The sequence below is a fragment of the Polynucleobacter yangtzensis genome, from assembly GCF_001595965.1.
Taxonomy (GTDB): Bacteria; Pseudomonadota; Gammaproteobacteria; order Burkholderiales; family Burkholderiaceae; genus Polynucleobacter; species Polynucleobacter yangtzensis.
The window spans coordinates 216,610-234,446 of record NZ_LOJI01000001.1 but is presented as its reverse complement, the minus strand read 5'-3'; the positions used below and the strand labels follow the sequence as shown (position 1 = coordinate 234,446).

19 protein-coding genes are annotated in these 17,837 nt (G+C 46.8%); 14 read left to right on the top strand and 5 right to left on the bottom strand.

Features of this window, described 5'->3' with window-relative positions:
* The first annotated feature begins 9 nt into the window (after positions 1 to 9).
* Together JaK3_RS01205 and JaK3_RS01200 are read left to right on the top strand one after the other, a co-directional pair.
* A complete protein-coding gene (locus tag JaK3_RS01205) occupies positions 10 to 375 on the top strand; it encodes a hypothetical protein (protein ID WP_068319864.1) in 366 nt (121 codons plus the stop codon).
* 113 nt (positions 376 to 488) lie between these two features.
* Positions 489 to 773 (top strand): HU family DNA-binding protein, encoded by a 285-nt coding sequence (locus JaK3_RS01200; RefSeq protein WP_068320646.1) that lies wholly within the window; start codon positions 489 to 491, stop codon positions 771 to 773.
* A gap of 83 nt (positions 774 to 856) precedes the next feature.
* Here the strand turns inward: JaK3_RS01200 and rodA are convergent, their stop codons facing one another.
* The 5 genes from rodA to JaK3_RS01175 are packed head-to-tail and all read right to left on the bottom strand — an operon-like array spanning position 857 to position 6,421.
* Positions 857 to 2,008 carry a rod shape-determining protein RodA gene (gene rodA / locus JaK3_RS01195; RefSeq protein WP_068319861.1) on the bottom strand — a complete coding sequence of 384 codons (1,152 nt, stop codon included), beginning with the start codon at positions 2,006 to 2,008 and terminating at the stop codon, positions 857 to 859.
* Positions 1,990 to 3,897, bottom strand: a complete 1,908-nt coding sequence (gene mrdA / locus JaK3_RS01190) for a penicillin-binding protein 2 (RefSeq protein WP_068319859.1) — start codon at positions 3,895 to 3,897, stop codon at positions 1,990 to 1,992. Before mrdA ends, rodA begins: the two co-directional genes overlap by 19 nt.
* 8 nt (positions 3,898 to 3,905) lie before the next feature.
* Complete coding sequence (gene mreD / locus JaK3_RS01185; protein WP_068319856.1) at positions 3,906 to 4,430, bottom strand: rod shape-determining protein MreD; 525 nt, start codon at positions 4,428 to 4,430, stop codon at positions 3,906 to 3,908.
* Complete coding sequence (gene mreC, locus JaK3_RS01180; RefSeq protein WP_082786340.1) at positions 4,427 to 5,353, bottom strand: rod shape-determining protein MreC; 927 nt, start codon at positions 5,351 to 5,353, stop codon at positions 4,427 to 4,429. Before mreC ends, mreD begins: the two co-directional genes overlap by 4 nt.
* Before the next feature lie 24 nt (positions 5,354 to 5,377).
* Positions 5,378 to 6,421, bottom strand: coding sequence for a rod shape-determining protein (locus tag JaK3_RS01175; RefSeq protein WP_068319852.1), 1,044 nt, complete (start codon positions 6,419 to 6,421; stop codon positions 5,378 to 5,380).
* Positions 6,422 to 6,482: 61 nt separating this feature from the next.
* Here JaK3_RS01175 and gatC point away from each other — a divergent pair, with 61 nt between their 5' ends.
* From gatC to JaK3_RS01115, 12 genes are all read left to right on the top strand, one after another.
* The gene (gene gatC / locus JaK3_RS01170) at positions 6,483 to 6,776 is read left to right on the top strand and encodes an Asp-tRNA(Asn)/Glu-tRNA(Gln) amidotransferase subunit GatC (RefSeq protein ID WP_068319845.1); all 294 of its coding nucleotides are present in this window, start codon (positions 6,483 to 6,485) and stop codon (positions 6,774 to 6,776) included.
* Complete coding sequence (gatA, locus tag JaK3_RS01165) at positions 6,773 to 8,290, top strand: Asp-tRNA(Asn)/Glu-tRNA(Gln) amidotransferase subunit GatA (protein ID WP_068319842.1); 1,518 nt, start codon at positions 6,773 to 6,775, stop codon at positions 8,288 to 8,290. The genes gatC and gatA overlap by 4 nt, the downstream gene beginning before the upstream one ends.
* Positions 8,287 to 9,759: an Asp-tRNA(Asn)/Glu-tRNA(Gln) amidotransferase subunit GatB gene (gene gatB, locus JaK3_RS01160; protein WP_068319839.1), complete on the top strand. Its 1,473-nt coding sequence runs from the start codon at positions 8,287 to 8,289 to the stop codon at positions 9,757 to 9,759. Before gatA ends, gatB begins: the two co-directional genes overlap by 4 nt.
* A 27-nt stretch (positions 9,760 to 9,786) precedes the next feature.
* A complete protein-coding gene (locus JaK3_RS01155) occupies positions 9,787 to 10,461 on the top strand; it encodes a DUF484 family protein (RefSeq protein WP_068319836.1) in 675 nt (224 codons plus the stop codon).
* A complete protein-coding gene (locus JaK3_RS01150; RefSeq protein ID WP_068319833.1) occupies positions 10,442 to 11,443 on the top strand; it encodes a tyrosine recombinase XerC in 1,002 nt (333 codons plus the stop codon). Before JaK3_RS01155 ends, JaK3_RS01150 begins: the two co-directional genes overlap by 20 nt.
* 69 nt (positions 11,444 to 11,512) lie before the next feature.
* Complete coding sequence (locus JaK3_RS01145) at positions 11,513 to 12,574, top strand: CobW family GTP-binding protein (RefSeq protein ID WP_068319830.1); 1,062 nt, start codon at positions 11,513 to 11,515, stop codon at positions 12,572 to 12,574.
* Between the two features lie 120 nt (positions 12,575 to 12,694).
* Positions 12,695 to 13,183, top strand: coding sequence for an RNA polymerase-binding protein DksA (gene dksA, locus JaK3_RS01140; protein WP_082786339.1), 489 nt, complete (start codon positions 12,695 to 12,697; stop codon positions 13,181 to 13,183).
* 13 nt (positions 13,184 to 13,196) lie between these two features.
* A complete protein-coding gene (gene argB / locus JaK3_RS01135; protein WP_068319828.1) occupies positions 13,197 to 14,099 on the top strand; it encodes an acetylglutamate kinase in 903 nt (300 codons plus the stop codon).
* 10 nt (positions 14,100 to 14,109) lie between these two features.
* Entirely contained in the window at positions 14,110 to 14,760 is a 651-nt protein-coding gene (gene slmA / locus JaK3_RS01130) for a nucleoid occlusion factor SlmA (protein WP_068319826.1), read from the top strand.
* Positions 14,757 to 15,896 (top strand): homoserine O-succinyltransferase MetX, encoded by a 1,140-nt coding sequence (gene metX, locus JaK3_RS01125; protein WP_068319824.1) that lies wholly within the window; start codon positions 14,757 to 14,759, stop codon positions 15,894 to 15,896. Before slmA ends, metX begins: the two co-directional genes overlap by 4 nt.
* Positions 15,893 to 16,486 carry a methionine biosynthesis protein MetW gene (gene metW / locus JaK3_RS01120; protein ID WP_068319822.1) on the top strand — a complete coding sequence of 198 codons (594 nt, stop codon included), beginning with the start codon at positions 15,893 to 15,895 and terminating at the stop codon, positions 16,484 to 16,486. Before metX ends, metW begins: the two co-directional genes overlap by 4 nt.
* A 15-nt stretch (positions 16,487 to 16,501) precedes the next feature.
* Positions 16,502 to 17,821 (top strand): AmpG family muropeptide MFS transporter, encoded by a 1,320-nt coding sequence (locus JaK3_RS01115; protein WP_068319820.1) that lies wholly within the window; start codon positions 16,502 to 16,504, stop codon positions 17,819 to 17,821.
* Positions 17,822 to 17,837: the final 16 nt, after the last annotated feature.

Below are 17,837 nucleotides of genomic sequence, written 5' to 3'. Positions count from 1 at the left end.
GAAATTCTGATGAATAGCTTTATAAAATGGCTCTTAAGCCTTGTTTTAATTGGGTTAGTGGGCATTTCAGTCTATACGTGGGCAATGCTCAATTGGAGCTACGGAAGTGGCGAGCGTGCTGGATATGTGCAGAAATTCTCTAATCGCGGCTATGTATGCAAAACCTGGGAGGGTGAGTTGGCCATGGTTTCCATGCCGGGGACTATGTCAGAAAAATTCCTCTTTACGGTGCGTGAAGATGCTGTGGCGCAAAAAATAAATGCTAATTTAGGAAAAAAGGTTGCCCTAAAGTATGAGCAACACATCGGATTGCCGACAACCTGTTTTGGCGACACGGAGTATTTTGTTTCTGATATCGTAGTTTTGGATGAGTAGTTTGTAGTCGTATTAAAAAATTGCTGTAGCGCAACTTTATTTTTGTAATTTTTTGTGGTTAAAATCATGTAAGCGTAATGTGCGCTGACATCAATATCTATAAGGAGCTTCACTTGAACAAAGCCGAACTAATCGCAGCGATTGCTGACGACGCGGAGATTTCTAAAGCCAAAGCTGAATTCGCATTGAATTCTGCTATCGAGACAATCATCAAAGCTGTTACTAAAGGTGACTCAGTACAACTGATCGGCTTTGGTACTTTTGCTTCCGGCAAACGTGCTGCACGTATGGGTCGCAACCCAAAAACTGGCGAGCCACTCAAAATCGCCGCTGCAAAAACTGTTAAGTTTTCTGCTGGTAAAGCATTTAAAGATTCTGTTAACAAGCGTAAGAAGTAATTCTTCCTTTGTTGATAAAAAAGCCCGGCATGCCGGGCTTTTTTATTTCCTCAAGAATTGCGGACTGCTAAAACAATTTGTATTTAGCTTTGCACTAAGCGGCGATGACGATGAATGCTCATCAATATGCCCGCACCAAATCCCAGGGTAACTAGCGCAGTACCACCGTAGCTAATAAATGGTAACGGCACCCCAACAACGGGCAATAGACCGCTCACCATGCCGATATTCACAAACGCATAAGTAAAGAAAATCAAGGTTACTGCCGCACCCAAAAGTCTTGTAAATAAATTAGGCGCGCTTGCGGAGATGGCGAGCCCTCTTTTAATCAGGGCGAAGAAAAGTGCAAGCAATACTAAGTTACCTAATAGACCAAACTCCTCGGAGAAAACGGCAAACACAAAGTCGGTATGTTTTTCTGGGATGAATTCCAAATGTGCCTGAGTTCCCTGAAACCAACCCTTACCAAAGAATCCACCTGAGCCAATCGCAATCATAGATTGAATAGTGTGAAAGCCTTTGCCCAATGGATCACTAGTTGGATCTAGCAAAGTGCAAACACGATGCTTTTGATAATTATGTACAAGCGGCCAAACTACATCATGTGCGCAGATAGTGCTACCGAAAATAATAATTAGCAGAATACCAATAACGCCTAGAGCAACAAAGGGCAAAATCCATTTCCATGGCAGGCCCGCCAAAATAATGACGTAAAGTCCCGCAGCAAAAACTAAGAGAGCAGTTCCTAAATCGGGCTGACGGGCAATTAAAAAAACCGGGATGGCCAAAATAATCGCGGCAACCGCATAGTCCCAATTTTTTTGAATACCCTCGCGCCTTTGAAAATACCAAGCAAGCATCAGTGGCATTGCAATTTTCATAATTTCAGAGGGCTGAATCACTAATCCAATATTGAGCCAGCGACGCGCACCTTTTTTGATTAATCCAAATGCAGCTACTGCAATTAAAAGAGCAACACCAAACCCATAAATCCAAACTGCACCCATCTCTAACCATTTTGGCGGTATGCGTGAAACGAGCCACATCACCACAAATGAGAGCGCAAGATTACGCAACTCTTCTGCAATTTGTACGGGAGTGTTTTGACTTGCTGATAAAAAAGTAAAAAAGCCAACAGCCGCTAAGCCAAGCAGAATAAGGCCTAGCTGGCGGTCTAATCCAGCAAAGATGCTAAAGAAAAATCCTTTAACTTTAATTAAGGGGCTCTTTTCCATTCAGGAATCTCCTTAGGCCACTTGCCCTCAATGTAGTAGTCCAATGCTTTACGTGCAATTGGCGCTGCATACTGTGCGCCGAAGCCAGCGTTCTCTACAACCATGGCAATCACAATGGTTGGTTTATCTACTGGAGCAAATGCAATATATAGAGCATGGTCGCGTAAGAATTCTGCAGTAGCACTATGTTTATATTCCTTGGAATTCAAACTAAAGACTTGTGCAGTTCCTGTTTTTCCGCCAACTTGATAGCCGGTGCCTTTAAATGCAGCGGCAGACGTGCCTGAAATGTTTACCTCAAGCATCGCTTTCTTGATGACTTCAATATTTTCTGCATTGAGATCGATGCGATAACTTTCTTTGGGTGTTGTGAGCACTCTGTTTCGTGTGAATGGATCTTCAATTGCTTTCACTAAGTGCGGTTTCATCACAATGCCGTTATTAGCCACGTTCGCCATGGCATGAGCCAATTGCAAAATAGTAAAAGCGTTATAGCCCTGACCAATGCCAAGAGAAATGGTCTCGCCTTCGTACCATTTTTGCTGTTCTGGTTTTTTGAAAGTATTTTTCTTCCACTCGGTAGATGGTAGAACGCCTCTTGCTTCACCTTGTAAATCAATGCCAGTAATTTGACCAAAGCCAAGCGGCTTCATAAAGTCATGCATCATGTTGACGCCCATATCACGTGCAAGTAAGTAGTAATAGGTATCGCAAGATTCAACAATTGACTTTTGCATATCCACAATGCCATGACCACCTTTTTTGTCGTCGCGGAAAGTGTGATTGCCAAACTCAAAGTATCCAGGATCGGAGATGGATTGCGATGGCGTACGCTTTTTATATTCCAAGGCGGCTAGCGCCATGAAAGGCTTATAAGTTGATCCTGGTGGATAGATGCCTTTTAGCGGACGGTTATAGAGGGGCTTCTGTGGTGAGTCGTTCAACTCTTTCCAGGTGACCGAATCAATGCCCTCAACAAAATCATTTGGATTGAAGTTGGGCTTAGAAACAAATGCTAAGACATCTCCAGTCTCAGGTTCAATCGCGACAAACGCGCCACGGAAATTTCCATAAAGCTGCTCAACTAAATATTGCAACTTGATATCAACGGAGAGAACAACGTTTTTACCGGGAACTGATGGTGAGCTAGAAAGTGTGCGTACGGGTTTTCCGCCGGCAGTAATTTCTACTTGGTCGTATCCAGGCACTCCACGCAAAACAGTTTCGTAGCTTTGCTCTAAACCAATCTTTCCAACGTACTGAATGCCTGGCAAGAAAGATGCCTGTAAAGCGTCTGGATCATCAGCCTTGGCGCCCTCGATTTCGGCCTGCATGCGCTCCTTGTCTTTTTGAGAGACGCGGCCAATATAGCCAATCAAATGGGAGGCCAATTCGTTGTATGGGTACTCCCGGAAGCTCCTGGCCCGGATTTCTACTCCAGGAAAACGGTAGCGATTTGCCATAAAACGGGCAGTTTCGGTCTCGTTGAGCATAGAACGCAGGGGAAAAGTGCCCATATTCCGTGAATCTTCGAGGGATCGCTTGAAATTACGCTTATCTCTGGGTGAAATATCAATAATTTCAGAAAGATCGCTAATCAGTTGGTCTACGTTGCCTTTTACCTCTTCAGCATTCACATCCAGAGTGAGGGCGGAATAATTCCTGCCGATCACAATGCCATTGCGATCAATTAAAAGACCTCGGTTTGCAGGAGCAGGAACAAGAGCAATGCGATTACTCTCCGCTAGTAGCGCATATTTTCCGTGACTGACTAGTTGCAGCCATACAAGGCGAGTAACAAGCAATAAAAAACAAACGGTGACGAACAAGGTCGCAATGTGAATGCGCTCTTGAAATGAGTCTAGGTCAGGCTTTTTAAAAGAAACCATCTTGTTTCTTACAGAGGTCGATTGTGATCAACATCTATGGGACGACGCTGTGGCGCAAGTAGGATGCGCGTCGCTATTGGCCAGAGCATTGCCTCTATCAGCGCTTGAATAGCGCCTGTGAGAGCCCACCAATAAAGTTCGCCGCTTAGCAACCAATGCGCCAGAACGGGAAATAGTGAGACCAATAAGAAAATCGGGAGTAGATGCAGAGCTTGTGAAAGCGCGGTGAGAGCCACGATGCGCCTGTGCCAGGAGATGGCAACGTAAGCAACAAGCGAGTAACTAAAGGCGTGTAAGCCTAGTAGATCGGAGTTGTGAACATCCATCATGAGGCCCAGAATGAAGGCGGTGATCACGCTCACATAACGGTGCTGATGAATATTCCAAAACACGATGCACAGAATTAACCAATCTGGCACCCAACCATAATTACCAATCGGCAGCAGATTTAATAGCAGCGCACAAAATAAGCTGAAGTAAATAAAGACCGGATTTACCGGGCGCAGAATATAGCCGCTTTGGAAATCAATCATTGCATTCCCCGCGCACGAGTTTGTCGACGTCCCGGTGTATTGGTTACACCAGTGGCTGACTTGTTATTTGTTGGTGCTTTAGCATCAAATTGTGGATCATATAAAAGTGCGAGTGCTTGACGATAGCGATTGACTGCTGCTACTGGTACACAAAAAACATTGGATGAATTCTTGTCAACATTGCGCTCAATTTTGCTAATGACAGCCACCGCAAAACCTGGGGGGTAAACGCCGTCAATTCCAGAGGTCAGCAAAATATCGCCGACTTCTAAATCACTGGCTACAGGTAAATATCGAAGTTCTAAGGGATTGCCACGCCCAGTGCCAAAGACCGCTGCACGCAGGCCATTACGTGCCACCTGTACTGGAACCGCAAAATCGCGGTCTTCTAACAGGGAAACCTCTGCAGAGCGCTCATAGAGGCGGACTACCTGGCCCAAAATGCCAGAATCATTGGCGATGGGGTTGCCAAGCTTCAGGCCATCATTACTGCCGCGATTGATCACAATGCGCTGAGAAATCGGGTTAGGAGGATTAAATAGAATTTCGACCGGCAATGTTTTGAATGGAACCTGTTTTTGCAAAGCCATCAGCTCGCGCAGGTTTTGGTTTTCCACCATCAAAAATTCAGATTGATTTGCAAGCAGGGAAAGTTCTGCTTGGCGAACCTTCATAACTTGGTTTTCTTGGTCAAGAGTTGATCTTGTTGTGAAATATTCTGATGTTGCTTCAAGCGCATTGCGCGGCATCATCATCACATATTCAAGTGGACGCAAAATCCAATTGACGTTGTTGCGGATGGGATCGAGTGCTTTGAAACGAAAATCGATCAGCATCAGAGCGATGCTGATCGACAGACAGACAATCAGTTTAAGTAAGGCCGGAATGCCCTGTCTGAAAAGTGGTGGAGCGCTATGTTGCAATTCCCTGGTCGACGTGTATGTCGCTTATTCGTGCGAGAACACTCCGCCTAACTTATCCATGCGCTCAAGTGCGATACCGCAACCACGAGCCACGCAAGTTAAAGGATCTTCAGCAACATGAATCGGCAGCCCAGTTTCTTCAAGCAAGAGGCGATCAAGGTCGCGCAATAAGGCGCCGCCGCCAGTTAGCATCATGCCGCGCTCAGCAATATCGGACGCCAACTCAGGTGGAATCTGTTCGAGGGCTGCTTTAACAGCGGTAACGATTTGATTCAATGGATCAGTTAATGCTTCCAAAATTTCATTGCTAGTAACTGTGAAGCTACGTGGAATACCTTCGGAAAGATTGCGACCCTTTACTTCCATCTCGCGTACTTCAGCGCCAGGGAAAGCAGAGCCAATTGTTTTCTTAATCAACTCAGCCGTTTGTTCACCGATCAACATGCCGTAGTTACGACGGATGTAATTTGTAATAGCTTCATCAAACTTATCGCCACCAACACGAACGGAGCCTTTGTAAACCATACCGCCCAATGACATCACGCCAACTTCAGTTGTGCCGCCACCGATGTCGACAACCATCGAACCAGCAGCTTCAGAAACAGGTAAGCCAGAACCAATTGCAGCAGCCATCGGCTCTTCAATTAAAAATACTTGTGATGCGCCAGCGCCTAATGCAGATTCACGAATCGCACGACGTTCAACTTGAGTAGATCCACAAGGAACGCAAATGATGATGCGTGGGCTTGGCTTTAATAATTTGCTCTCGTGCACAAGCTTGATAAATTGCTTGAGCATTTGTTCGGTAATTGTGAAGTCAGCGATAACGCCGTCTTTCATTGGGCGAATTGCCTCAATATTCCCTGGAACACGTCCCAACATCGCTTTTGCCTCTTTGCCGACGGCCAAAATGGTCTTTTTGCCGTTTGGACCACCTTCTTGGCGAATTGCCACAACAGAAGGTTCATCGAGGACAATACCCCGCTCACGCATATAAATTAAGGTGTTGGCGGTTCCTAGGTCGATGGCTAGGTCATTGGAAAAGTAGCTGCGGAAAAAACCAAACATGATGTAGTGGGAAAATAGAAAGTGTTAATGAAAATATATAGGAATGATACTCTAGCGCCCCATGAAACTTGATGATGTCCAGCGCATTGCGCACCTTTCTAGGCTTGAGTTAAATCAGGCAGAAGCCGAGGCAGTTTTGCCTCAATTGCAGGCTATTTTTTCCTTGGTTGAGGAAATGCAAGCAGTTGACACAACTGGTCTTGAGCCTTTGGCTCATCCAATCCTCTTTTTACGTGATTTGGCTCAGCCTATGCGTGCTGACCAGGTTACTGAGTCAGACCACCGTGCTGAAAACATGCAATCAGCCCCTGCGCAGCAGGATGGCTACTTCTTGGTGCCAAAGGTGATCGAATGAGTTGGCACAATACCCCGATTGCCTTAATGGCAAAAGCACTAGCCGCAAAAGAGGTCTCCAGCACTGAGCTAACCCAGTACTTTTTGGACCGTATTGAGGCTGGAAAACAGTGGAATGCCTATCTTGATGTGAATGCTCACTTAAGCTTAGAACAAGCAAATAAAGCAGATCATCTAATTTCATCTGGCAAAGCTGTCAAGTTAACCGGCATCCCTGTTGCTCACAAAGATGTCTTCGTAACGCGTGGCTGGAAGTCAACTGCAGCCTCCAAAATCTTGGCTGGATATCAGAGCCCTTTTGATGCCACGGTAGTGGCTAATCTGGGAATCCCAGACGAAAACAATCCCCATGGTGCGGGCATGGTTTGCCTGGGCAAGACCAATATGGATGAGTTCGCAATGGGCTCATCCAACGAAAACTCTGCCTTTGGACCGGTTTTAAATCCTTGGAATGCCGCACACGTAGCTGGAGGCTCTTCTGGCGGCTCTGCTGCAGCGGTTGCTGCTGGCTTGGCGCCGGTTGCCACCGGTACAGATACTGGTGGTTCCATTCGTCAGCCAGCCGCCTTCTGTGGCCTAACCGGAATTAAGCCTAGTTATGGGCGCGTATCTCGTTACGGCATTATCGCCTATGCATCTTCACTCGATCAAGCGGGCCCGATGGGCAAGACCGCAGAAGATTGCGCTTTGCTACTTTCAGCAATGTCTTCGCATGATCCGCGTGACTCCACTTCTTTGGCGGACTCCGGAGAAGATTACGGCCGTTACCTCAACCAAAATTGGAAAGAGGGAAACAACAATTCAGCAAAACCACTAGAAGGTTTGCGTGTTGGTTTGCCAAAAGAGTTCTTTGCTGAAGGTTTAGCAAGCGATGTTGCCAAATCCGTAAACGAAGCCTCCAAGCTTTTAGAAAACTTAGGCGCGACACTAGTTGAAGTCAGCTTACCTAAAACCAAATTATCAATTCCTGTGTATTACGTTTTGGCACCAGCAGAAGCATCAAGTAATTTGAGTCGCTTCGATGGCGTACGTTACGGTTATCGTGCAAATGAATATCGTGACCTTGGCGACATGTATGCAAAGTCCCGCACTGAAGGTTTTGGTTCTGAGGTGAAGCGCCGCATCATGATTGGAGCCTATGTTCTTTGTCATGGTTACTACGATGCCTACTATCTCCAAGCACAAAAGATTCGTCGCATTATTGCGGCCGATTTCCAGGCGGCATTCAACCAGTGCGATGTCATTCTGGGTCCCGTAGCCCCTGATGTGGCCTGGCGCTTAGGTGAAAAATCAAAAGATCCTGTGCAAATGTATCTAGAAGATATTTACACCCTGTCTACTAACTTAGCGGGCCTGCCAGCAATGAGTGTCCCATGCGGATTTAATACCAATAACTTACCTATTGGTATGCAACTCATCGGCAACTATTTTTCAGAAGCACGCTTATTGCAAGTGGCTCATCAATATCAGCAAGCCAGTGATTGGCATTTGCGTCAAGCAAGTGAGGTGTCATGATGCAATGGGAAGTCGTTATTGGTCTAGAGACCCACGCACAATTACAAACACAATCGAAGATTTTTAGTGGTGCAAGTACGCGCTTTGGTGCGCAGCCAAATACACAAGCATGTGCGGTTGATCTTGCATTGCCCGGTGTCTTGCCTGTCCTCAATCGTCAAGCTGTTGAACATGCGATTCGTTTTGGCTTAGCCGTCAATGCAAAGATTTCACCGGCAAGCATCTTTGCGCGTAAGAACTATTTCTATCCTGACTTACCGAAGGGCTATCAAATTAGCCAGATGGAAATTCCGATTGTTGTGGGTGGCCAGGTAGAAATTCTGGTTGGCGATGAGGTGAAGGTAGTTGAGCTCACCCGCGCCCACATGGAAGAAGATGCTGGTAAGTCTGTTCACGAAGAGGGCTTTACTGGCCCCCATGGCGAACCTTCAAGCGGCATTGATTTAAACCGTGCGGGTACTCCTTTATTAGAAATCGTGACCGAACCAGTGATGCGCAGCGCCGCTGAGGCAGTTGCCTATGCCAAAGCCCTGCATGGACTGGTGGTTTGGCTTGGCGTTTGTGACGGCAATATGCAAGAAGGTTCTTTCCGTTGCGATGCGAACGTATCTGTTCGACCTATGGGGCAAGCTGAGTTTGGCACCCGTTGCGAAATCAAGAATCTGAACTCCTTCCGCTTCTTGGAGGAGGCAATTCAGTACGAAGTGCGTCGTCAAATTGAGTTAATTGAAGATGGCGGTACCGTTGTTCAAGAAACCCGTTTGTACGATCCCGATCGCGGTGAAACACGCAGCATGCGTAGTAAAGAAGACGCAAACGACTATCGCTATTTCCCAGACCCTGATTTATTGCCAGTAGTCATTGATGACGCATGGATTGCAGAGGTGCGTAGCAAGATGCCTGCATTGCCGGCCCAATTGCGTGAGCAGTGGCAAAACGAATTTGGTTTAAGCGCTTACGATGCGCAGTTGCTCACACAAGATCGCGATACTGCAAAAGTATTTGAAGATCTATTGGCAATCGTTGGTAAGCCATTAGCAAAAGCGGCAGCTAATTTAATTGCTGGCGAACTTGCATCATCATTAAATCGTGCTGGTATTGCAGCAGCAGAAGCACCATTAAAGGCTGAGCATTTGGCACCATTGCTGACTCGCGTAGCGGATGGCACCATCTCCAACAAAATTGCTAAAGACATCTTTGCGATTCTGTGGGAAGAGGCTATTGCAGGCAAGGCCATTAGCACTGTGGATCAAGTGGTTGACGCCAAGGGCTTGAAGCAAATTAGCGATAGTAGCGCAATTGAAGCCATCATTGATCAAGTATTGGCAGCTAATCAGAAGTCCGTGGAAGAGTTCCGCTCAGGCAAAGAGAAGGCGTTTAATGCATTAGTGGGCCAGATCATGAAGGCCTCGCAAGGCAAAGCTAATCCTGGCCAAGTAAACGAACTCTTGCGTAAGAAGCTGGGTTAATAAAAGAACATATTTAGAAAGCAATTGATGAGCGCAATAGATCCAAAACAAGCCGAGCAAGAAGAGTTGGTTGCTGAGTGGTTGCGAGTAACCCCGGGCTTTTTTGAGCGCTACGCCGATCTCTTTAATGAGATCCGAATTAAGCACCCGCATGAAGACCGTGCGATTTCTTTGCAAGAGCGTCAGATGACAGTGTTGCGTACACAGAATCAAGAGCTCAATCGTCGCTTAAGTGAGATGTTGCACTTTGGTAGTCGTAACGATAAAACTCAGCAAAGCTTAGTTGCTTGGTTGTTGCGTTTAATGAAAGCAAACAATAAAGCCGATGTAGAGGCTGCGATTACTTCTGGTTTGGCAGAAGTATTTGAAGTGGAATCTGCGCAATTACTTTCACCAAATTCTGCTTTTGGTCCCTGGGTTGATACGCCCTTGTGTGGCTCGGCAAAAGAACTAGCTGCTGCCAGCGTTGACTTACTCGCCAGCCAAACGACTATCGATCCTGAGTGGCAAAGCATGGTCGCTATTGGCTTGCCGCTTGGCAAAAGCATTGGCGCCAGTCAATCCCCTGCAGTGTTATTGCTGGCAAGTAAAGACGAGTCACGCTTTACGGCTGATATGGGCGCGTTCTATTTACGTCAGATTGCTGAATTAACTGCTGCAGCTTTGGATCGCATCCAGGCTTATGAAATTAAAGGCGACTGATCTTCACCCCCTCATGCAAGAGTATTTGCATGAGTTGCATGTGTTGCGTCAACTCTCGCCACATACGCTCAAGGCGTATGGCATGGATTTGAGCGACCTCCAAAACTTTGCTCTTGAAGACTCTATTGAATTATTAAAGGTAAGCAATGGTCATGTGCGTCGTTGGGCTGGTCGTTTGCATTCCAAAGGCAAATCCTCAAGAAGCATTGCGAGAGCGCTATCTGCATGGCGTGGCTGGTACGACTGGCTCAGCGAAAAGGATGCGCGACGTGATGTGCGCGCAGGCAAGGTAACAAGCACGCTCGTTGCCAATCCCGTCGATGATGTCATGGCACCCAAGCGCCTGAAGTCTTTGCCCAAAGCCCTATCTGTTGAGCAGGCCCTTACCTTGGTAAATCAAGCGGTCAAAGAGGCAGAAGAGAAAAAGGATTTGGAGTCGATTCGGGATGCGGCGATTATTGATTTGCTTTATTCATCGGGCTTGCGTCTTTCAGAGCTTCTCGGCATTGATGTGATGCAAAGTAAAGATCGTCAAAATGAATCTGCTGGTTGGTTGGATTGGGATGCTGCTGAGGTCACTGTTTTGGGTAAGGGCGGCAAGCGGCGTTCGGTTCCGGTTGGTGTGCCCGCCATGAAATCTCTTATGGCATGGCGAGAGCTGCGCGATGCCGTAAGCTACACCGAAGAGTCAATCGCACTATTTTTATCTGCCACAGGCAAGCGTTTATCGCCACGCACTGTGCAGGCGCGCTTACGCACCTTGGCAATGCGCGCCGGCTTACCAACGCATGTGCACCCCCATATGATGCGACATAGTTTTGCAAGTCATGTGCTGCAATCATCCCAAGATTTGCGCGCTGTGCAAGAGATGTTGGGCCATGCCAGCATCGCCAGTACCCAGATTTACACCTCGCTAGATTTTCAACACCTTGCTCAGGCATACGATAAAGCGCATCCACGCGCAAAGGCTGGCAAAGGTTGAGGAACTCGGTAAGATAGAAGGTTTCCCGCTTTGGGAAACTTTGGCCTCTAGATTTTGATTGGATCATCCATGGCATTAATTCCGGTAACCATTTTGACTGGCTTCTTAGGAAGCGGCAAAACAACTTTGCTCAAACACATTCTCACTGAAGAGCATGGCAAAAAAATTGCTGTGATCGAGAATGAGTTCGGTGAAGAAAATATTGATAACGATATCTTGGTGCAAGACAACCAAGAGAATATTGTGCAAATGAGTAACGGCTGTATTTGCTGCACCATTCGTGGTGACCTCGTTGAAGCACTAAATGAGCTTTGGGAACAGCGTAAGGATAAGAAGATTAGTTTTGATCGCGTTGTGATTGAAACGACGGGCGTTGCTAATCCCGGTCCTGTAGCCCAGACTTTCTTTATGGATGACGATGTTGCTGATCACTATGTCTTAGATGCTGTGGTTACCCTAGTGGACGCCAAGCATGGTCAGCAGCAACTCAATGAGCATGAAGAGGCGCAGCGCCAGGTTGGCTTTGCCGATCAAATCTTTATTACGAAGACAGATTTAGTTACTCCCGCAGAAGTAGACGCTTTGCGTAATCGTCTGATGCACATGAACCCAAGAGCGCCTATTTCTGGCATTTCTAAGGGTGTGGTGCCGTTGAATGCTGTTTTAGATCTCAAGGGCTTCAATTTGAATGCCAAGCTGGATATTGATCCTCACTTCCTGGAGCAGGATGACCACGATCATGAGCATTGCGGCCATGACCATAGTCACGATCATGATCACAGCACCTGCGGCCACGTTCATAGCCATGACCACCACCATGGTCATGCGGGCCATACAGACCGCATTCAATCCTTTGTTTTTCGTAGTGATAAACCCTTTGATCACAAAAAGTTGGAAGACTTCCTTGGTGGCATCTTGGAGGTCTTTGGAGAGAAGATGCTGCGCTATAAAGGCGTCCTCTATGTGAAGGGAAGTGCCCGAAAAGTAGTGTTCCAGGGGGTTCATCAGATGATGGGCAGCGATTTAGCTGGTCCTTGGGGTTCAGAACCCAAGCAAACCCGTATGGTATTTATTGGCATCGATTTGCCTAAAGACACCCTACTGGCTGGGCTCGAAGGCTGTTTGGCCTAGAAAGATTCGGGTACAATCCGCCGCCACGGTCAATATTATGAATATTGAGAAATATTGATTCGAGGGCTGTAAAAGTTTGGCAGAATGAGGCAATAATGCTTCAAACCAAGGAAGAATGAGATGACGGTAAAAACAGCAACAAAACCAGCAACTGCTGCAAAAGCAAGCAGTAAAGCTGCGAGCACAAAAGTTCCAAAAGGCGCGCCTTTAACGGAGGCTGAATTGCTCAAGATGTCCGAGAAGGACTACATGAATGCTGCCCAGTTAGATTTTTTCCGTCAAAAATTACTTACTCTCAAGGATGACATTCTAAAGAATGCCTCTGAGACAACAGAACACCTGCGTGAAAATATTTTGGTTCCAGATCCTGCGGATCGTGCCACGATTGAAGAAGAGCATGCTTTGGAATTGCGTACACGCGATCGCGAGCGCAAGTTGCTCAAAAAAGTAGAACAAGCTTTAGCGCGTATTGAATCTGGTGACTATGGCTGGTGTGAAGAAACTGGTGAGCCAATCGGCTTGAACCGTTTGATTGCAAGGCCTACAGCCAATTTATCTCTTGAGGCTCAAGAGCGTCGTGAACTCCGTCAAAAATTATTTGGCGAATAAATTTTAAGTAGCAATGACTAAGCATTTACCAACTATTAGCGATATCCCCCCTTTGTTGAAAGCGGAGATTCTGGCTGAGGCTTTGCCTTACATCCGTTCGTATCACGGCAAAACGATCGTGATTAAGTACGGTGGAAACGCCATGGTTGAAGAGCGCCTCAAAGAAAGTTTTGCGCGCGATGTTATTTTGCTCAAACTTGTTGGCATGAACCCTGTAGTGGTTCATGGCGGCGGACCACAAATTGATGAAGCTCTTAAGAAAATCGGTAAGACCGGTACCTTTATTCAAGGTATGCGCGTGACCGACGAAGAAACCATGGAAGTGGTGGAGTGGGTTTTGGGTGGTGAAGTGCAGCAAGACATCGTGATGTTGATTAACCACTTTGGTGGCCAAGCTGTAGGCTTGACTGGTAAAGACGGCGGACTCATCCGCGCCAAAAAAATGTTGGTTGCCGATGAAAAGAACGCTGGCGGAACAATTGATTTGGGATTTGTTGGTGAAATTGAGGCCATTAATCCTGCAGTTGTAAAAGCCTTACAAGACGATGCTTTTATTCCGGTGATTTCTCCGATTGGATTTAGCGAAGAAGGCCAGGCCTACAACATCAATGCAGACTTAGTTGCTGGCAAGATGGCTGAAATTTTGCACGCAGAGAAGTTGGTCATGATGACGAATATCCCAGGCGTGATGGATAAGAATGGCACCCTCTTAACCGACCTCACTGCCAGAGAAATCGATGGCTTGTTTGCTGACGGCACGATTTCTGGCGGCATGTTGCCCAAGATTTCCTCTGCTTTAGACGCAGCAAAGAGCGGCGTTAATTCAGTGCACATTATTGATGGTCGTATTGAACATTCTTTATTGTTAGAAATTCTGACCGAGCAAGCGTTCGGTACGATGATTCGTTCTAGGTAAGTAAATAAGCATGCGCGAATCTTTAGAGCCGGCAGATATTAACGACAGCAGTGCTGATGCTGGTAAGGCACGTAAGCGTCCCAAGCCGGGCGAACGCCGTCTGCAGATCCTGCAGGTCCTTGCAGAGATGTTGCAAAACCCGAAGGGTGAGCGCGTTACCACAGCTGCATTAGCAGCCAAAATTCAAGTTTCAGAAGCGGCCTTGTATCGCCATTTCGCAAGTAAAGCGCAGATGTTCGAGGGCCTCATTTCGTTTATTGAACAAACGGTCTTTGGTTTGATTAATCAGATCAACCAAAAAGAAGAGTCTGGCCTTGCTCAGGCACGCGGTATTTTGCAAATGCTTTTGTTCTTTGCAGAAAAGAATCCTGGTATGACTCGCGTTTTATTGGGCGATGCCTTGTTGCAGGAGGATGATCGTCTGCAAGAGCGTATTACTCAAGTCTTAGATCGCGTTGAAGCATCTCTTAAGCAGGCTTTGCGCATTGCCCAAACTCAAGGTGGCAATTGGTCGCAGCTTGGTCAAGAAGAGGTTAGCATTCGCGCTGCCATGTTGATGAGTTTTGTTTTGGGTCGTTGGCATCGCTTTGCCCGTAGCGGGTTTAAGAAGTTGCCCACCGAAGCTTCTGATGTTAGTTTGCGCCTTCTCCTGTCAGAATGAGCGAGCTAAATCTCTCTAGAAATACTATTCATTTTGCCGAGCCCCTGCCTTTGCAGAGTGGCGCTGTGTTGTCTGGCTACGATTTAGTCATTGAAACCTACGGCAAGCTTAACGCAGACAAAAGTAATGCTGTTCTAGTTTGTCATGCACTCAATGCGTCACATCATGTAGCCGGTCCAAGTCCAGAAGATCCGGCAGATATCGGCTGGTGGGACAACATGATTGGCCCAGGCAAACCTGTTGATACCAATCACTTCTTCGTTATCGGTGTAAATAATTTAGGTTCATGCTTTGGTTCAACTGGACCTATGAGTATTAATCCTGCAACTGGCAAGCCTTATGGCGCTGAGTTTCCAGTGGTCACTGTTGAAGACTGGGTGAACACCCAGGCGCGCTTGGCAGACAAGTTGGGTATTCGTAAATTTGCCGCCGTGATGGGCGGTAGTTTGGGTGGTATGCAGGCAATGGCTTGGGCCATTCAGTTTCCCAAGCGAATAGAGCATTGCGTTGTCGTTGCATCCACTCCAAAACTGAGTGCACAGAACATTGCATTTAATGAAGTGGCGCGCAATGCCATTTTGTCTGACCCCGACTTTCATGGCGGTAACTATTACGAGCATGGCGTAGTGCCTAAGCGCGGCTTGCGTTTAGCCCGCATGGTTGGTCACATCACCTATTTATCTGATGATGATATGGCCGAAAAATTTGGGCGCGAATTACAGCGCCCTAATGGCGAATCTAATGACTACCGCTTTAGTTTTGATGTTGAATTTGAAGTTGAAAGTTATCTCCGCCATCAGGGCGATAAGTTCTCAAACTACTTTGATGCCAATACTTATTTGCTGATTACCCGTGCGCTTGATTATTTTGATCCTGCACGTCGTTACGATGGCAGTCTTAATCGCGCCCTAGCTGAAGTGCAGGCCAAGTTTTTGGTGGTGAGCTTTTCAACAGACTGGCGCTTCCCGCCGAATCGTAGTCGCGAGATTGTGGAATCTTTGCTGAGCAATAAGAGTGAAGTGACTTATGCAGAGATTGATGCGCCTCATGGGCATGATGCCTTCTTATTAGATGATGCTCGATATCACAATCTGGTTCGAGCCTACTTCAAGCAAATGCGCGAGACTCAAGTATGAGCAATCAAAATAAACGCGCCGACTTTGCCGCTATTTCCAATTGGATAGCACCGAATACTCAAGTGCTGGACCTTGGTTGCGGCGATGGTAGTTTCTTAGAGTTTCTACAGAAGCAAAAGCCAGTTCATTCCTATGGTGTTGAGATTGATGATTCACGTGTGCTGTCATGCGTGCAAAAAGGTTTGAATGTTATCCAGCAGGACTTAGAAGGTGGTTTAGCACTTTTTGAAGACAGTAGTTTTGATACGGTTGTTTTGTCACAAACTTTGCAAACCATTCATCAAACTGAAAAGATTTTGCGTGAAGTTGTGCGTGTAGGAAAAGAATCGGTAATTTCGTTTCCTAACTTTGGTCATTGGTCGCACCGCCTTGCTGTGGGCTTAGGCCGTATGCCAGTCTCTAAGAGCCTGCCTTATCAGTGGTACAACACACCAAACGTGCGGGTACTCACTGTTACTGACTTTGAGAAGCTAGCCTCTAATCTTGGGCTAAAGATTCTCGATCAATGCATCTTGCACGAAGGTCGCCAAGTTACTTTGATGCCGAACCTTTTTGGCAGCCTTGCCTTATTCCGCATTCGTCGCGCCTAGGATAAAAATACAAAGGTGTTAACTGCAGTCCAATCTTGGATAAAAGATTTTCGGGTTTATCTCGAATGGCCTTGCTTGCGCATGCTATTCCTGGGCTTCTCCGCGGGCCTACCTTTGCTGCTAATTTTGGGAACCCTTAGTTTTTGGTTGCGTGAAGCCGGCATTGATCGCAGCACTATTGGCTACTTAACCTGGGTTGGTTTGATCTATGCCTTTAAGTGGATGTGGGCGCCTCTCGTAGATCGTTTGCAAATTCCCTTGCTAACGAAATTGTTTGGGCGCCGCCGCAGTTGGTTGCTCTTTGCACAAGCGCTCATCATTTTGGGTCTGGTTGGCATGTCGACTTCAGATCCAAAGCTCGCGCTCAATTCGATTGTCTGGTGCGCCTTGTTGGTGGCCTTCGGTTCTGCTACTCAAGACATTGCTTTAGATGCATTTCGGATTGAATCTGCCAATAGTGATTATCAGGCAGCTTTAGCTGCAACCTACCAAACCGGATATCGACTGGCTTTGATTTGGGCTGGTGCCGGCGTTCTTTGGCTTGCTGCTCGTGCTGAAACGGGTAGTGGATACGATGCGAGTGCATGGCAATTTGCTTATCTCTGCATGGCTGCATCTATTGGCGTCGGTGTGATTACAACCTTGCTAAGCAAAGAGCCGGTCAAGCATGAGTTAGCAAAAGTGCGTACCGCCAAAGCATGGCTATATCAAACGCTTGTTGAGCCCTTTGCAGAATTCATCACCCGCTATCGTTGGCATGCAGTATTGATTTTGTCTTTGATTGCCGTATATCGCATTAGCGATGTAGTGATGGGCATTATGGCTAATCCGTTCTATGTAGATATGGGCTACACCAAAGATGAGGTGGCAGCAGTCAGCAAAGTATTTGGAGTGGTTATGACTTTAGTGGGCGCATTTCTTGGTGGCGTACTTACATTACGATTTGGTGTGCTCCGCATTTTATTTGTAGGCGCTGTTCTCTCTGCGGTCAGCAACTTATTGTTTGCCTGGTTGGCAACACAAGGCCATGACTTGCATGGCTTGATTTGGGTAATTTCTGCAGACAACCTTAGCTCAGGTATTGCGAGTGCGGCCTTTATAGCTTTCTTATCTTCACTGACGAACATCCGCTACTCAGCCACTCAATACGCTTTGTTTAGCTCGATGATGTTGCTGCTGCCTAAATGGTTGGCGGGCTTCTCAGGGGTGTTTGTTGATAATTTCGGGTACCAGACATTCTTCTTTGGTACCGCCATTATTGGTGCTCCGGTGTTGCTCTTAATTTGGGCCACGATTCATTTCAAGATCGTGCAGATCAAAAAAGAAGGAGAGTAATCTCCCCCGCTGTTTT

Excerpts from the sequence above, each read along its gene's own strand:
- JaK3_RS01175 (WP_068319852.1), bottom strand. The coding sequence starts at position 6,421 with ATGTTTGGTTTTTTCCGCAGCTACTTTTCCAATGACCTAGCCATCGAC.
- gatB (WP_068319839.1), top strand. The coding sequence starts at position 8,287 with ATGATGCAATGGGAAGTCGTTATTGGTCTAGAGACCCACGCACAATTA.
- argB (WP_068319828.1), top strand. The coding sequence starts at position 13,197 with ATGACTAAGCATTTACCAACTATTAGCGATATCCCCCCTTTGTTGAAA.
- slmA (WP_068319826.1), top strand. The coding sequence starts at position 14,110 with ATGCGCGAATCTTTAGAGCCGGCAGATATTAACGACAGCAGTGCTGAT.
- dksA (WP_082786339.1), top strand. The coding sequence starts at position 12,695 with ATGACGGTAAAAACAGCAACAAAACCAGCAACTGCTGCAAAAGCAAGC.
- mreD (WP_068319856.1), bottom strand. The coding sequence starts at position 4,430 with ATGATTGATTTCCAAAGCGGCTATATTCTGCGCCCGGTAAATCCGGTC.
- gatA (WP_068319842.1), top strand. The coding sequence starts at position 6,773 with ATGAGTTGGCACAATACCCCGATTGCCTTAATGGCAAAAGCACTAGCC.
- mrdA (WP_068319859.1), bottom strand. The coding sequence starts at position 3,897 with ATGGTTTCTTTTAAAAAGCCTGACCTAGACTCATTTCAAGAGCGCATT.
- rodA (WP_068319861.1), bottom strand. The coding sequence starts at position 2,008 with ATGGAAAAGAGCCCCTTAATTAAAGTTAAAGGATTTTTCTTTAGCATC.
- JaK3_RS01150 (WP_068319833.1), top strand. The coding sequence starts at position 10,442 with ATGAAATTAAAGGCGACTGATCTTCACCCCCTCATGCAAGAGTATTTG.
- JaK3_RS01155 (WP_068319836.1), top strand. The coding sequence starts at position 9,787 with ATGAGCGCAATAGATCCAAAACAAGCCGAGCAAGAAGAGTTGGTTGCT.
- metX (WP_068319824.1), top strand. The coding sequence starts at position 14,757 with ATGAGCGAGCTAAATCTCTCTAGAAATACTATTCATTTTGCCGAGCCC.
- JaK3_RS01205 (WP_068319864.1), top strand. The coding sequence starts at position 10 with ATGAATAGCTTTATAAAATGGCTCTTAAGCCTTGTTTTAATTGGGTTA.
- JaK3_RS01145 (WP_068319830.1), top strand. The coding sequence starts at position 11,513 with ATGGCATTAATTCCGGTAACCATTTTGACTGGCTTCTTAGGAAGCGGC.
- metW (WP_068319822.1), top strand. The coding sequence starts at position 15,893 with ATGAGCAATCAAAATAAACGCGCCGACTTTGCCGCTATTTCCAATTGG.
- gatC (WP_068319845.1), top strand. The coding sequence starts at position 6,483 with ATGAAACTTGATGATGTCCAGCGCATTGCGCACCTTTCTAGGCTTGAG.